General features: G+C 66.8%; 13 protein-coding genes and 1 riboswitch. Of the genes, 10 read left to right on the top strand and 3 right to left on the bottom strand.

The genetic code is table 11. The annotated features are described in order from the left end of the window. Window positions 1–8 precede the first annotated feature (8 nt). A complete protein-coding gene (locus NDO48_RS08800; RefSeq protein WP_267321353.1) occupies window positions 9–557 on the bottom strand; it encodes an NADAR family protein in 549 nt (182 codons plus the stop codon). A 115-nt stretch (window positions 558–672) separates the two neighbouring features. After that, a riboswitch (cobalamin riboswitch) is annotated at window positions 673–879 on the top strand. Between the two features lie 37 nt (window positions 880–916). Here NDO48_RS08800 and NDO48_RS08795 point away from each other — a divergent pair. From NDO48_RS08795 to NDO48_RS08765, 7 genes are read left to right on the top strand one after another with little or no spacing between them, the layout of a single operon-like run. Further along, entirely contained in the window at window positions 917–1,351 is a 435-nt protein-coding gene (locus tag NDO48_RS08795) for a DUF1636 family protein (RefSeq protein WP_018428464.1), read from the top strand. Continuing rightward, entirely contained in the window at window positions 1,348–2,385 is a 1,038-nt protein-coding gene (cobW, locus tag NDO48_RS08790; RefSeq protein WP_267321352.1) for a cobalamin biosynthesis protein CobW, read from the top strand. Before NDO48_RS08795 ends, cobW begins: the two co-directional genes overlap by 4 nt. 14 nt (window positions 2,386–2,399) lie before the next feature. Next, the gene (locus NDO48_RS08785; RefSeq protein WP_267321351.1) at window positions 2,400–6,011 is read left to right on the top strand and encodes a cobaltochelatase subunit CobN; all 3,612 of its coding nucleotides are present in this window, start codon (window positions 2,400–2,402) and stop codon (window positions 6,009–6,011) included. Next, window positions 6,008–7,537, top strand: a complete 1,530-nt coding sequence (gene cobG, locus NDO48_RS08780) for a precorrin-3B synthase (RefSeq protein WP_416377188.1) — start codon at window positions 6,008–6,010, stop codon at window positions 7,535–7,537. The genes NDO48_RS08785 and cobG overlap by 4 nt, the downstream gene beginning before the upstream one ends. A gap of 2 nt (window positions 7,538–7,539) precedes the next feature. Then, window positions 7,540–8,172 carry a precorrin-8X methylmutase gene (locus NDO48_RS08775; RefSeq protein ID WP_267321350.1) on the top strand — a complete coding sequence of 211 codons (633 nt, stop codon included), beginning with the start codon at window positions 7,540–7,542 and terminating at the stop codon, window positions 8,170–8,172. Beyond that, window positions 8,169–8,921, top strand: a complete 753-nt coding sequence (locus NDO48_RS08770; RefSeq protein ID WP_267321349.1) for a precorrin-2 C(20)-methyltransferase — start codon at window positions 8,169–8,171, stop codon at window positions 8,919–8,921. Before NDO48_RS08775 ends, NDO48_RS08770 begins: the two co-directional genes overlap by 4 nt. Then, on the top strand, window positions 8,918–9,682 hold the full coding sequence (locus NDO48_RS08765) for a precorrin-3B C(17)-methyltransferase (RefSeq protein ID WP_267321348.1): 765 nt from the start codon (window positions 8,918–8,920) through the stop codon (window positions 9,680–9,682). Before NDO48_RS08770 ends, NDO48_RS08765 begins: the two co-directional genes overlap by 4 nt. Here the strand turns inward: NDO48_RS08765 and NDO48_RS08760 are convergent. Continuing rightward, window positions 9,646–10,413, bottom strand: coding sequence for a cobalt-precorrin-6A reductase (locus tag NDO48_RS08760; RefSeq protein ID WP_267321347.1), 768 nt, complete (start codon window positions 10,411–10,413; stop codon window positions 9,646–9,648). The two genes, NDO48_RS08765 and NDO48_RS08760, sit on opposite strands and share 37 nt — an antisense overlap. A gap of 1 nt (window position 10,414) precedes the next feature. Here NDO48_RS08760 and cbiE point away from each other — a divergent pair, with 1 nt between their 5' ends. Genes cbiE through cobM form a run of 3 tightly spaced genes read left to right on the top strand, consistent with a single transcriptional unit; the run spans window position 10,415 to window position 12,791 of the window. Further along, the gene (gene cbiE / locus NDO48_RS08755; RefSeq protein ID WP_267321346.1) at window positions 10,415–11,647 is read left to right on the top strand and encodes a precorrin-6y C5,15-methyltransferase (decarboxylating) subunit CbiE; all 1,233 of its coding nucleotides are present in this window, start codon (window positions 10,415–10,417) and stop codon (window positions 11,645–11,647) included. Continuing rightward, window positions 11,644–12,030 carry a cobalamin biosynthesis protein gene (locus NDO48_RS08750; RefSeq protein WP_018428473.1) on the top strand — a complete coding sequence of 129 codons (387 nt, stop codon included), beginning with the start codon at window positions 11,644–11,646 and terminating at the stop codon, window positions 12,028–12,030. The genes cbiE and NDO48_RS08750 overlap by 4 nt, the downstream gene beginning before the upstream one ends. Beyond that, window positions 12,027–12,791, top strand: coding sequence for a precorrin-4 C(11)-methyltransferase (cobM, locus tag NDO48_RS08745; RefSeq protein ID WP_267321345.1), 765 nt, complete (start codon window positions 12,027–12,029; stop codon window positions 12,789–12,791). Before NDO48_RS08750 ends, cobM begins: the two co-directional genes overlap by 4 nt. On the opposite strand, the gene NDO48_RS08740 is transcribed toward cobM, so the two are convergent. Continuing rightward, window positions 12,758–13,873 carry a cobalt-precorrin-5B (C(1))-methyltransferase gene (locus NDO48_RS08740; protein WP_267321344.1) on the bottom strand — a complete coding sequence of 372 codons (1,116 nt, stop codon included), beginning with the start codon at window positions 13,871–13,873 and terminating at the stop codon, window positions 12,758–12,760. The two genes, cobM and NDO48_RS08740, sit on opposite strands and share 34 nt — an antisense overlap. Window positions 13,874–13,899: the final 26 nt, after the last annotated feature.

Raw genomic sequence — 13,899 nt, 5'->3', positions numbered from 1 at the left:
CCGGCAACTCAGCCGCGCAGTCCGTCGCGCACCTCCATGAGTGCAAACCCCAGGAGATTTTCTCCGCGCCACCGGAGCGGATCGCCTGCACGCTCGTCGTCGGCGGCAAGACCAATGCCCCATACGGCATCGACAGGGCTTGCCTCGACCAGAATGGCGTCTCCGGTCGAGAGCAGGAAGTCGCGCAATGCCGGGTTCTGTCCGAACTTGTGCTTGTTGCCTGCCGCTACGATGCGACCTTTCTCACGGTCCCAGAGAGTGGCGTCGAACCCCCGCACCTCTCTGCCGAACTGCTTGACCTGTTTTGGACTTCCAGCACCCAGTATCCTGGACGCGATTTCATGATCTCCAAACAGGCGCGCCTTTTCAGCCATCATCCAATGTTCGGCAGTTGGATAGCCGACGCCATCGACGAGAAACGAGGCTGCCCACCATTGACTGAGGCAAGACGAGGTAATCGTCCCGTCCTTTGACGGCTGGTGTCCCCAGAAAAACAGGAACTGCATATTCGCCTGAGCGAGATATGCCTCTTCAACCTGAGCGCGATTTCGATACATGCACGTATTTGAAAATGCAGCCCGCGCTTGTCAATCGCTGCACCCATAGGCCTGCAAGAGAACACCTGCGACGGCAGCTGTCGCTCTGCCGCGTTGACTCCACCCCTCGCCACCGCCTAAATCGCCTCCAGACGGTCCTTCACCCGCAAAGGCGAAGGCTAAGAGGGAATGCGGTGCGGCGCTCTGGCGTCAAATCCGCGGCTGTCCCCGCAACTGTAAGCGACGAGCCAAGGCCGGTAACCACTGGGATGTTTTCCCGGGAAGGCGGTGCGAAGGCGACGACTCGCGAGCCAGGAGACCTGCCGTCTGCAACATTGATCCGATCGCCTGGCGGGTGTCCCAGGCAAGGAGCCTGGAATTTGAAACTCGACGACAATTCCTCGGTCGAAATTGGAGACGCATCCGGCGGTGACGCCGACACGCGCGTTTCCGAGGTGACGATTCTCGTCTGCTCCTCCTGTCGCGATGAAACCGGCTCGGACGCGCATCCGCGCGCCGGCGCCAAACTTGCCGAACACGCCCGCCTCGCTGCCGAGGGCGCCATCGCCGTCCGTACCGTCGAGTGCCTGGGCAACTGCAAGCGCCGCCTCAGCGCGGCGCTGATCCGCGACGGTTCATGGAGCTATGTCTTCGGCGATCTCGCAACAACGTCGGGCGAAGACCTCGTCACCGGCGCAAGGCTCTTCGCCACCTCGACCGACGGCCTGATCCCATGGCGCGGCCGTCCCGACAGCCTCAAGCGCGGCCTCGTCGCGCGCATCCCACCACTTGCTCTCATCAAGGAAGACACATGACCGCCTCCGTCGAACGCGTTCCCTGCACCGTCGTCACCGGCTTTCTCGGCGCCGGCAAGACCACGCTTTTGCGCAACATCCTCGAGAACTCCAAGGGCAAGCGCCTCGCCATCATCGTCAACGAGTTCGGCGATGTCGGCATCGACGGCGAGATTCTGAAAGGCTGCGGCGTCGACGCCTGCCCCGAAGAAAACATCGTCGAACTGGCCAATGGCTGCATCTGCTGCACCGTCGCCGACGATTTTGTCCCAGCCCTCGACCAGATTCTGTCGCGCACGCCGAAGGTCGACCACATCCTGATCGAGACCTCGGGCCTCGCTCTGCCGAAGCCCCTGGTCCAGGCCTTCCAGTGGCCATCGGTGAAGAGCCGCGTCACCGTCGATGGCGTCATCGCCGTTGTCGACGGCCCGGCTCTCGCCGAAGGCAAGGTCGCCTCCGACATGGAGGCCCTCGCCGCCCAGCGCGTTGCCGATGATTCGCTCGACCATGACGACCCGGTCGAGGAAGTGTTCGAGGACCAGGTCGCCTGCGCCGACCTCATCATCCTGTCCAAGAGCGACCTGCTCGACGAAGCCGGCCACGCTCGCGCCAGCGCCATCGTCGGCGAGCATCTCGCCCGCGCCGTCAAGATCGTGCCGTCGGCGCATGGCAAGGTCGACCCGTCGGTGCTGCTCGGCCTCGGCCTCGCCGTCGAGGACGACATCGAGAACCGCAAGACCCATCACGACGGCGCCTTCGACCACGAGCACGACGATTTCGACACCTTCGTCATCGAGATCCCCTCGATCGCCAACCCCGACGAACTGGCCAAGCGCGTCGCCACCGCCGCCGAAGAAGAGAACGTGCTGCGCGTGAAGGGCTTCGTCGATGTCGGCGGCAAGCCGATGCGCCTGCTCGTCCAGGCCGTCGGCCCACGCGTCAACCACTACTATGACCGCGCCTGGAGCGCTGAGGACGACCGCCGCTCGCGCCTGGTCGTGATCGGCCTCAAGGGCCTCGACCGCCCGGCCATCGAGCGCATCCTGGTCGGCTGAACCGGACAGCCTGGATGCACATCCTCACCACCACATCCGCCTCGCTCGACGATTTGATCGAGCCAGTGGACCTCAGGCAGAAGCCTGCGGATGTGGTGGCGTTGTCCTTCACCGACAGCGACCTGGCCGGCCTGGCAAACGCCTGGAAGGCGGATGCTGAAAACCTGCCGTCGATGCGGCTCGCCAGCCTGCGTGACCTCCGCCATCCGATGTCGGTGGACCTCTGGATCGACAGCGTGGCTGGCCACGCCAAGGTCATCCTCGTTCGCATCCTCGGCGGCCACGACTGGTGGCGCTACGGCTGCGACCAGCTCGCGGCTCTTGCCCGCGCAAAAGGCATCGCGCTGGCGCTGCTGCCCGGCGAAAGCCACGACGAGGATCTCAGGCTGATCGAAGCGTCGACGCTGCCGCGGACCGAACTCGACGCCCTGCTCGGTTATTTCCGCGAGGGCGGACCTGAGAACATGAAGGCGCTGGTCGCAAGGCTGGCCGGGCTGGCAGGCACGGAAACCAAAGCCGATGCGCCGGTTTCTGTACCCAAGGCCGGGTTTTATGATCCGGCGAGAGGCATCCTCAGTGACATCGAAGGCTTTTCGGCTGGCAATGAAAGCGATCCTTCGCCCATCCCTCTCATCCCCATCCTCTTCTACCGCTCTATGCTGCTCGCCGCCGACGTCGCACCCATCGACGCACTGGTCGAAGCTTTGAGAGCAGAGGGCCTGCGTCCCGCACCCATCTTCGTCTCCAGCCTCAAGGACAAGGCTTCCCTCGCCTTCGTCGAGCAGGCCTTGGCCGAACTCCACCCCGCCGCAATCATCACCGCGACCGCCTTCGCCGCCGGCGCCGAGCCGGGCGCGGAAACGCTGTTCGACCGGGCCGGCGTGCCGGTGTTCCAGGTCATCGTCGCCACCACCCGCCGCGAAGCCTGGGAAGGCAGCCCGCGCGGCCTGGCACCGGCCGATCTCGCCATGCATGTGGTGATGCCCGAACTCGACGGCCGCATCCTCGCCGGTGCCATCTCCTTCAAGGCCGAAAGCGAGGTCGACCCGTCCCTCGGCTTCCGCGCCTTCGCCAACCGGCCTGAACCCGACCGCGTCGACCAGGTCGCCCGCCGCATCGCATCGCACCTCAGGCTGCGTGAGACGCGGCCCGAAAAGCGCAAGCTCGCGATCCTCATCCCCGACTACCCCAGCGCCCCCGGCCGCACCGGCTATGCCGTCGGCCTCGACGTGCCATCGAGCGTGCTCGCCATGCTGCACGACCTCAAGGACGCGGGGTATGCGGTTGAATCGATTCCCGAATCGCCACGTGCTCTGCTCGATCTGATCGAGGCCGGCGGGCACGGCTTGGCGCTCGAAGACTATCTCGCGCTTGCCGAGGATCTGCCTGCGGAGGCAAGAAACGCAGTCGACGCTGCCTGGGGCAAGGCAGAGGCTGATACGATCGACAGGACAGGACAACGCTCGACATTGCCCTCCTCTGTCCTGCCGGACATCTCCCCCACGAGGGGGGAGATCAGCAGTCAGCAGCGTACAGCCCAATCGCCGGCGCCGGCAGAAGGTCACGTCCGTCCAGCAGAACTCGCAGAACGATCGGCGACGCCGAAGCTGCCAATCTCCCCCCGTGTTGGGGAGATGTCCGGCAAGACAGAGGGGGGCAACGTGGAGCGCACCGCATCTGCTTCCACCCGCACGCGCCACTTTCCCTTCCGCGCCGCCACCTTCGGCAACATCACGGTCGCCCTCGCTCCCGATCGCGGCCGATCGGCCGATCGCCGCGCCGACTATCACGACCCTTCGTTGCCCCCGCGCCACGCGCTGCTCGCGTTCGGCCTCTGGCTGCAGAAGTCGCTCGCAATCCACGCCATCATCCATGTCGGCGCCCACGGCACGCTCGAATGGCTGCCGGGCAAGGCGGTGGCGCTGAGCCGGGATTGTTTCCCCGAGATCGTCACCGGCTCGCTGCCGGTGGTCTATCCCTTCATCGTCTCCAACCCCGGCGAAGCGGCCCAGGCCAAACGCCGCATTGCCGCGGTCACGCTCGGTCACCTGCCGCCGCCACTCGCGTCGGCTGGCCTGGACGAGCATCAGCAAAAACTCGAACGCCTGGTCGACGAATATGCCCAGGCCGATGGCCTCGACCGCCGCCGCCGCGATCGGCTGGCCAAGCTCATCGTCGAGACGGCGTCGCAGACCGGCCTTGCGGCCGAAGCGGGCGTTGCCAATACGGACGCGCCCGACGAAGCTTTGCGCCGCATCGACGCCTGGCTGTGCGACCTCAAGGATTTCGCCATCAAGGACGGCCTGCATGTCTATGGCCGTGCTGAAGCCGATGAACCCGACGCAGCTCGCCGCGCCAGTGCTGAAGCCGAGCGACAAAACCTCATCGCCGCCCTCGACGGCCGCCACGTCAAGGCCGGCCCCTCAGGCGCCCCGGCGCGCGGCCGCACCGACGTCCTGCCCACCGGGCGCAACCTGTTCACTTCAGATCCGCGCACCATGCCGACGCCCACGGCCTTTGACCTCGGCAAGTCAGCCAGCGACGAGATCATGCGCAGCTACCTGCAGAGCCATGGCGAGTGGCCGCGCGCGCTGGTCATCGACCTCTGGGGCAGCGCCTCGCTGCGCACCGGCGGCGAGGAAATCGCGCAAGGGCTGGCGCTGATGGGTTGCCGGCCGCAATGGGACGCCGCCACCGGCCGCGTTACCGGCATCGAGGTGCTGCCACCGGCGACGCTCGGCCGCCCGCGCGTCGACGTCACCTGGCGCATCTCGGGTCTGTTCCGCGACATGTTCCCGACCCAGATCGCTCTCATCGACGTCGCCGCCCGCGCCGTCGCCACCCGCGACGAGGACGACCACGACAACCCGCTCGCCGCCAGCACCCGCGCCGCGGGCAAGGTCGAGCCGCGCATCTTCGGCTCCTCCCCCGGCACCTATGGCGCCGGCCTCGAGGACCTTCTGTCATCGGGCGATTGGCAGGCGCGCGAAGAGCTCGGCCGCGCCTATCTCGATGCTGCCTCCCACGCCTATGGCGGCAACGAAGGCGAAGGCTTTTCCGCGCCCGGCGCCTTTGCCGGCCGCATCGCCGGGGCAGACCTGTTGGTACATACCGGCGACGACCCCGGCCGCGACATCCTCGAAGGCTCGGCCGACGTCGCCTTCATCGGCGGATTTGCAGCAGCGGTCGCAGCATTGGGCAAGAACGCCGACGTCATCGTGCTCGACACCTCCGATCCACAAAAGCCGAGGCCGCGTTCGGTCACCGAGGCCGTCGGCCGCGTCGTCAGGGCGCGCGCCACCAACGCCCGCTTCATCGCCGGCCAGATGCGCCATGGCCCGCGCGGCGCCTCCGAATTCGCCGAGACGGTCGACCGGCTGATCGGCTTTGCCGAAACGACAAACGCCATTCCGGGCGCGCTGATCGAGGCCGTTCACGACGCCTATGTCGGCAATGAGGCGGTGCGCGACTTCATGCTGCGCGAGAACCCGGCGGCAGCGAAGTTCATTGCCGAGCGTTTCGCCGCTGCCCGCCGGCGCGGCCTGTGGCACCCACTGCGCAACTCCATCGACGACGACCTCGCCAGCCTCATCGCCGAGGCCGAGGCGCGCGGGGTCGCGGCATGACCAGTTTCTCCCGCCGTGGCGCCTGTCCAGCACTTTCAGCACCGATGCCGACAGGCGACGGCCTCCTGGTGCGGATCAACCCGCTCGCTGGAGAAATCGCCCCCAACATATTGATCGGACTCGCCGAATCCGCTGCACGCCATGGCAACGGCATTGTCGAGGTCACGGCGCGCGGCAGCATCCAGATCAGGGGGCTGACGGCGGAGAGTGCGTGTCTGCTGGCTGAGGAAGTCGACACGCTCGGCATCGCGGTGCGCACCGGCGTGCCCGTCGACACCAGCCCGCTCGCCGGCATGGATCCGGCGGAGATTGCCGATCCCGTGCCACTAGCGGCCGCGATCCGCACTGCGATCGAGCAGGCGGGGCTGGCGCCACGACTCGGGCCGAAGGTATCGGTCGTGGTCGATGGGCACGGCGAGATCGGGCTTGGCGCGATCATGGGCGATGTCAGGCTGGTCGCGGTGGGTGCCGGGCGTTGGCGCCTGTCGGTGGCGGGCGATGAGAAGGCTGCTACGTTCGTCGGAGAATTCGATGCAGACGATGCATTTACAGCCACGCTCGATATTCTCCACGCGATCGCAGTACTCGGACGCGAAGGACGCGCCCGTGACCTCGACCTGAGCGTCATCCGTGCTTCCATCGCAGGATTTGAGACCTCTCATTCCTTCGCGCCCCCCTCTGTCCTGTCGGACATCTCCCCCTCGAAGGGGGAGATCAGGCCTGCATCGACGCCGGCGCTCAAAATGGACATGGCAGGACGAGCGGAAACGCCGAAGCTGCCAATCTCCCCCCTTGGGAGGGAGATGTCCGGCAGGACAGAGAGGGGTGCGAAGGATCACGACCTCTCCGCCGATTCAGATGGCTCGACACCTGAACACTCCGCCGCAACCGATTCATCTCCCATCGGAATCCTCCCGCTCTCCGATTCCCGAATCGCTGTCGGCATCGCCCTGCCCTTCGGCAGCATCGACGCCTCGACGCTGATCACCTTCTGCCGAACGGCAACGGCCGCCGGCGCCACCGGCATCCGTCCAGCGCCCGGCCGAACCCTGCTCGTCATGGACCTCGACCGCCCCTCCGCCGACGCCCTCGCCGCAACGGCCAGCTCGATTGGCCTCGTCACCACCCGCTCTGACCCCCGCATCCGCATCGCCGCCTGCCCGGGCGCACCGGCCTGCGCGTCGGGCATGATATCAGCGCGTGACGTTGCCGCCGATATCGCTGCCGACCTCGGCGAAGACCTCGATCCGACGCTGTCCTTGCACGTCTCCGGCTGTGCCAAGGGCTGCGCCCATCCAGGACCGGCGACGCTCACCATCGTCGGTGACGAAAAGGGTGCTGTATTTGTCGTCGGCGGAACGGCGAAGGGCCTTCCGGCCGCCTACACCGCAGGATATGAAGCCGCGCGCGGCATGGGCCGCCTCACGAAATTGCTCGCCCAGGAGCGCAAGCCGGACGAAAATGCCGCCGCCTGCCTCGCAAGGCTGGGCGCAAAGCGCCTCGCGCAAGCTCTGGCACAGGAATGAACATGGCCGCCTACGATTACATCCATGATGGCACGGCCATCTACGAACGCTCCTTCGCCATCATCCGCGCGGAGGCCGATCTCGCACGCTTCTCCGAAGACGAGTCGGACGTCGCGGTGCGCATGATCCATGCCTGCGGCCTGGTCGAAGCGGCCCAGCATTTCGTCTTCTCGGAGAACTTCGTCTCGGCCGCGCGCGCAGCACTGCAGGCCGGTGCACCGATCTTCTGCGACGCCGAGATGGTGGCGCGCGGCGTCACCCGCGCCCGCCTGCCCGCCGACAACGAGGTCATTTGTACCCTGCGCGATGCGCGTACATCAGAGATCGCCAAGGCGATCGGCAACACCCGCTCGGCTGCAGCGATCGATCTCTGGATCGACAGGCTTGCCGGCTCCGTCGTTGCCATCGGCAACGCGCCGACCGCTCTCTTCTACCTGCTCGAAAAGCTTCGCGACGGCGCTCCCAAGCCTGCCGCCATCATCGGCATGCCGGTCGGCTTCGTTGGCGCTGCCGAATCCAAGGACGCGCTGGCCGAAAATTCCTATGGCGTGCCCTATGCCATCGTCCGCGGCCGCCTCGGCGGCAGCGCCATGACGGCAGCTGCCCTCAACTCGCTGGCGAGGCCCGGCGTATGAGCGTGTCCGCTGCAAAGGGCCGCCTGATCGGCGTCGGCACCGGCCCCGGCGATCCCGAGCTGATGACGGTGAAGGCCGTGCGCGCGCTGGCCGAGGCCGACGTGATCGCGCATTTTTCCAAGCGCGGCGCCAATGGCAATGCCCGCACCATCACCGATGCGCATTTCCGCGACGGCGTGATCGAGCTGCCGCTGGTCTATCCCGTGACGACGGAAATCGACAAGGATCACGACGACTATCGTGCTGCCATATCAGGCTTCTACGAGGACTCGGCGCAAGCGGTGGCCGCCCATCTCGACCAGGGCCGCACCGTCGCCATCCTGTCCGAGGGCGACCCGCTGTTCTACGGCTCCTACATGCACCTGCATGTGCGGCTGGCGCATCTCTACCCGACCGAGGTCATCCCCGGCGTCACCGCCATGTCAGGCTGCTGGTCGCAGACCAGCGTGCCGATCGTCCAGGGCGACGACGTGCTGTCGGTGCTGCCGGGTACCATGAACGAGTTCGAACTCACCCGACGCCTCGCCGATACCGACGCCGCTGTCATCATGAAAGTCGGCCGCAATCTGCCCAAAATCCGCAAGGCGCTGGAAGCGACAGGCAAGCTCGGCCGCGCGCTTTATGTCGAGCGCGGCACCATGCCCAACACGCAGCACATGCGGCTGGTCGACAAATCGGACGACAAGGCGCCCTATTTCGCCATCGTCCTGGTACCCGGCTGGGCCGGCAAGCCGGGAGCGGAATTGTGAGCGGCGGCCTCGTCGTCATCGGCCTCGGCCCCGGCAATCCGGACCAGGTCACGCCGGAAGCCAGCCGGGCCGTGGTGGAAGCCAGCCATTTCTTCGGCTACAAACCCTATCTCGACCGCCTCGACCTGCGCCCCGACCAGACCCGCGTCGCCTCCGACAACCGCGAGGAGATCTCGCGCTCCAATGCCGCACTTGAGATGGCAGCGGCCGGCCACAACGTCGCCGTCGTCTCCGGCGGTGATCCCGGCGTCTTCGCCATGGCCGCAGCAGTCTGCGAAGCGATCGAAGCCGGCCCGAAAGAATGGCGCGACATCGAGCTGTCGGTCGTGCCCGGCGTCACCGCCATGCTGGCCGTTGCCGCTCGTGTCGGCGCGCCGCTCGGCCACGATTTCTGTGCCATCAACCTGTCCGACAACCTGAAGCCATGGGAGCTGATCGAGCGCCGCCTGATCGCGGTCGCCGAGGCAGGTTTCGTCATTTCGCTCTACAACCCGATCAGCAAGGCCCGCCCATGGCAGCTCGGCAGCGCGTTCGAAACGCTGCGCAGCCACCTGCCCGCCACGACCCCCATCATCTTCGGCCGCGCCGCCGGCCGGCCCGACGAGCGCATCGAGATCGTCACGCTTGGCGAAGCAGCAGCGGAAAAGGCCGACATGGCGACCTGCGTCGTCATCGGCTCGCGCGAAACGCGCCTGATCGAACGCGTCGGCAAGCCACCGCTGGTCTACACTCCGCGCTTTTCCGCAGGGCCTACGAAATGATCGACCATCTCGGCCATCGCGGAGACACTTGGAGCCGACAACACCTCGGGCAGAGGCGGCCGGCGGAACAGGATCACCTCGACGCCGAGCTGCCTGGCCGCCGCGATCTTGCCGTAGGTCGCCTGCCCGCCGCTGTTTTTGCCGACGATGACGTCAATCCTTTGCGCCTCGAGCAGCGCCCGTTCGTCGGTTTCGGCAAACGGCCCGCGCGCAAGGATGTAGGTCGCATCGGGCACACCGAGCGGCGGCTCGATCGGGTCGACGCTGCGAATGACATAGGCATGCTGCGGCGCGGTCTCGAACGCCGCCACTTCCTGCCGGCCGAGCGCCAGGAACACGCGGCGGGGCGTCTCGCCGAGCGCTGCGACGGCCTGTTCACCGTCTTCGACCAGCGTCCAGCGGTCGCCGTCGACCTGCTCCCAGCCCGGACGACGCAAGGCGAGGATCGGTACGCCCGATATCCGCGCCGCCTCGGCAGCATTGGCCGAAATACGCCCCGCATAGGGATGCGTCGCGTCGATCAACAGGTCGGTGCCATGCTCCGCCAGCCAGTCGGCCAGCCCCTGTGCACCGCCGAAGCCGCCTGTTCGTACCGGCACCGGTTGCGCGACCGGGTTTTCGGTCCGGCCCGCCATCGACAGGGTGAGGTCGAGATCTCCCCGCGCGGCCAGCTTCGCCGCCAGCTGTCGCGCTTCGGTGGTGCCGCCCAGGATCAGGATACGGTGGGTCATCATGCCTGCTGAATTCAACGCACCGACGCAAAAATGGCTGACAGTCGTCGGCATCGGCGAAGACGGTGTAGCGGGTCTCGGTGACGACGCCAAGCGCGCGATTTCTGCCGCAAGCCACGTCTTCGGCGGCAAACGCCATCTGGCATTGGCCGCCGAACTGATCCGCGGCCAGTCGCGGCCCTGGCCGATGCCTTTCGACAGCGAAATGGGCGACGTGATAGGCCTGCGCGGCGAAAACGTCTGCGTGCTGGCGTCCGGCGATCCCTTCCTTCATGGCGTCGGCGTCACCTTGGCCCGTGCCGTTGCTTTGGCCGAAATGCATGTCCTACCGGCCCCTTCCGCCTTCTCGCTGGCGGCATCCAGGCTCGGTTGGGCGCTGCAGGACGTCGAGACGATATCGCTGCATGGCCACGCCATCGACCTGATCCGTCCGCATCTGCATCAGGGCGCGCGCATCGTCGCGCTCACCTCGGATGGCGATGCGCCAACCAAGATCGCAGCGCTGCTCGCCGACAGCGGCTTCGGCTTGTCGCGGCTGACCGTGCTCGAAGCGCTGGGGGGCGAGAATGAGCGGATCCGCACCACCGTCGCGGCGTCCTTCGATCTCGAAAACATCAATCCGCTCAACGTGCTGGCGCTTGAGCTTGAATCGACGCCGCAAGCGCGCATCCTGCCCTTGGCCTCGGGCTTGCCCGACGACCTGTTCGAGCATGACGGCCAGATCACCAAGCGCGAGATCCGCGCGGTGACGCTGTCCGCCCTCGCCCCGCGTCGTGGCGAACTTCTGTGGGACATCGGCGGCGGTTCCGGCTCGATCTCCATCGAATGGCTGCTCTGTCACTCCTCGCTGCGCGCCATCGCCATCGAACACAATGCCGACCGCGCCGACCGCATCGCGCGCAACGCGACCAATTGCGGCGTGCCGGGCCTGAAGGTCGTCAGGGGAGCGGCACCCGAGGCGCTCGCCGATCTGCCCACCCCCGACGTGATCTTCATCGGCGGCGGCGGCTCGGAGGATGGTGTCTTCGATGCGGCCATATCAGCACTTCGTCCCGGCGGCCGCCTCGTCGCCAACGCCGTCACCCTCGAAATGGAAGCGCTGCTGCTCGCCCGCCACGCCTCCCACGGCGGCGACCTGCTGCGCCTGCAAATCTCCCGCGCCGCCCCCGTTGGCTCGATGACCGGCTGGCGGCCGGCAATGCCGGTCACGCAGTGGAGCTGGGTGAAGCCATGATGATCGCAGGCATAGGCTGCCGCAAAGGCGCGGCACACGAAGATATTCTCTCGGCAATCGAAACCGCGCTCGAAGCGCACGGCCTTGTCGTCACAGCACTTTCGGCGCTGGCCACCGCCAGCCTGAAACGTGACGAGCCCGGTATTCTTGCTGCCGCACGCCGGCTCGACCTGCCGCTGCTCGTCATGGACGACGCGGCACTCGCCGCCGCCGCATCCCGCACGCTCAGCCAGTCGCAAGCCTCGCTGGAGGCCGCCGGCACGCCGTCCGTATCGGAGGCCGCCGCCCTCGCCGCCGCCGGCGCGGATGCAGCACTGCTTGGCCCCCGCATATCAGTCGGCCCCGCCACCTGTGCCATCGCCACCTCTGGAGCCACAGCTTGACCGTTCATTTCATCGGCGCCGGCCCGGGCGCGGCAGACCTCATCACCGTGCGCGGCAGCCGCCTGCTCGGCGCTTGTTCGGTCTGCCTCTATGCCGGTTCCATCGTCTCGCCGGAGCTTCTGACCTATTGCCCTGATGGCGCGCGGCTGGTCGACACCGCGCCCATGTCGCTCGACGAGATCGAGGCCGAGTATGTCGCCGCCCATAAGGCCGGCCACGATGTCGCGCGCCTTCATTCGGGCGATCTCTCGGTCTGGAGTGCGGTCGCCGAGCAGATCAGGAGGCTGGAAAAGAACGGCATCCCCTACACGCTGACGCCGGGCGTGCCGTCCTTTGCGGCAGCGGCAGCAGCGCTGAAGCGCGAACTCACCATCCCCGAGGTCGCCCAGAGCCTGGTGCTGACCCGAACCTCCGGCCGCGCCTCCAAGATGCCGCCAGGCGAAACGCTTGCCGGCTTCGGCCGCACGGGTGCGACGCTCGCCGTGCATCTCTCGATCCACGCCATCGATCAGGTCGTGGCCGAGCTTAGCCCGCATTACGGCCCGGATTGCCCCGTCGCGGTGATCTTCCGCGCTTCCTGGCCGGACGAGCGCATCGTCAGGGCCACGCTGTCGACGATTGCGGCTGAACTGGCAAAAGACCCGATCGAGCGCACGGCCATCATCTTCGTTGGCCAGTCACTGGCGGCGGAGGATTTCCGCGAAAGCTCGCTCTACGACGCCTATTATCAGCGTCGATTCAGGGGCCGCGACGGGCTATGAGAGGCGGCGAAGGGCGCATGCCCCATCAGCTCGCCGTCACGGTTGAAGACGAGGATTTCGAGCGCGATATCGGGATTGTTGAGCGCGCCGGCCGCCGTGCGCCAGGCCGCAGCCGCAACCGCGTCGCCGATAGCAATGCCAGCCTTGCGTGCCTCGATGAAGGCTTCGGCGACCGTGTTGGCGCCCTTGATGCGCGCTTCGAGCGCGGCATCCGCCCCGGCCTCGACAGCCACCGCCGCCAGGCCGTCGAGATCGGCCGAACCGCGGTTCGAATGCACGTCGAGCAGGCCTTGCGACAGCTTGGTCATCTTGGCAACGCCGCCGGCAATCGTCACCTTGGACACCGGATGGGCGCGGATGTATTTCGCCATGCCGCCGACGAAGTCGCCCATGTCTATCAGCTGCACCTCGTGCAAACCGTGGAATTTCTGCACCGCCATCTCGGAAGCGTTGCCGGTCGAGCCGGCGACATGGTCAAATCCCATGGCGCGCGCCACGTCGACGCCGCGATGGATGGAGTGGATCCACGCCGAACAGGAATAGGGAATGACGATGCCCGTCGTTCCCAGGATCGAGATGCCGCCCAAAATGCCCAAGCGCGGATTGAGCGTCTTGAGCGCCATCTCCTCGCCGCCGGCGACGGAAATCGTAACCTCGACATCGGCGCCTTCGCCAAAGACCTCGGCCACGACACCCGCAATCATCTTTCGCGGCACCGGGTTGATCGAGGCTTCGCCCGGCGAAATCGGCAGGCCCGGCCGCGTCACCGTGCCGACACCCTTGCCGGCTTTGAACACAACACCGCTGCCCGGCTGCCCGGGTCGCACCGTGCTCATGACAAGCGCGCCATGCGTGACATCGGGATCGTCGCCGGCGTCCTTGACGATACCGGCCATGGCCCAGCCGTCGCCGCGCTCATTCCTGGCCAGCGCAAAGGCCACGTTCTGGCCGCCCGGCAGCACGATCTCCACCGGGTCGGGAAACGCACCCGTCTTCAACGCCAGGCACGCCGCCTTGGTGGCGGCGGTGGCGCAGGCGCCGGTGGTCCAGCCGCGCTTGAGCGGACGATCTTCTTCATTCATGACGCGATCTATAGGCTTGCCGGATC

Origin of the sequence: Aminobacter sp. MET-1, assembly GCF_026521175.1 — a bacterium.
Lineage (GTDB): Bacteria > Pseudomonadota > Alphaproteobacteria > Rhizobiales > Rhizobiaceae > Aminobacter.
This window is presented reverse-complemented; position numbering and strand designations above follow the sequence as displayed.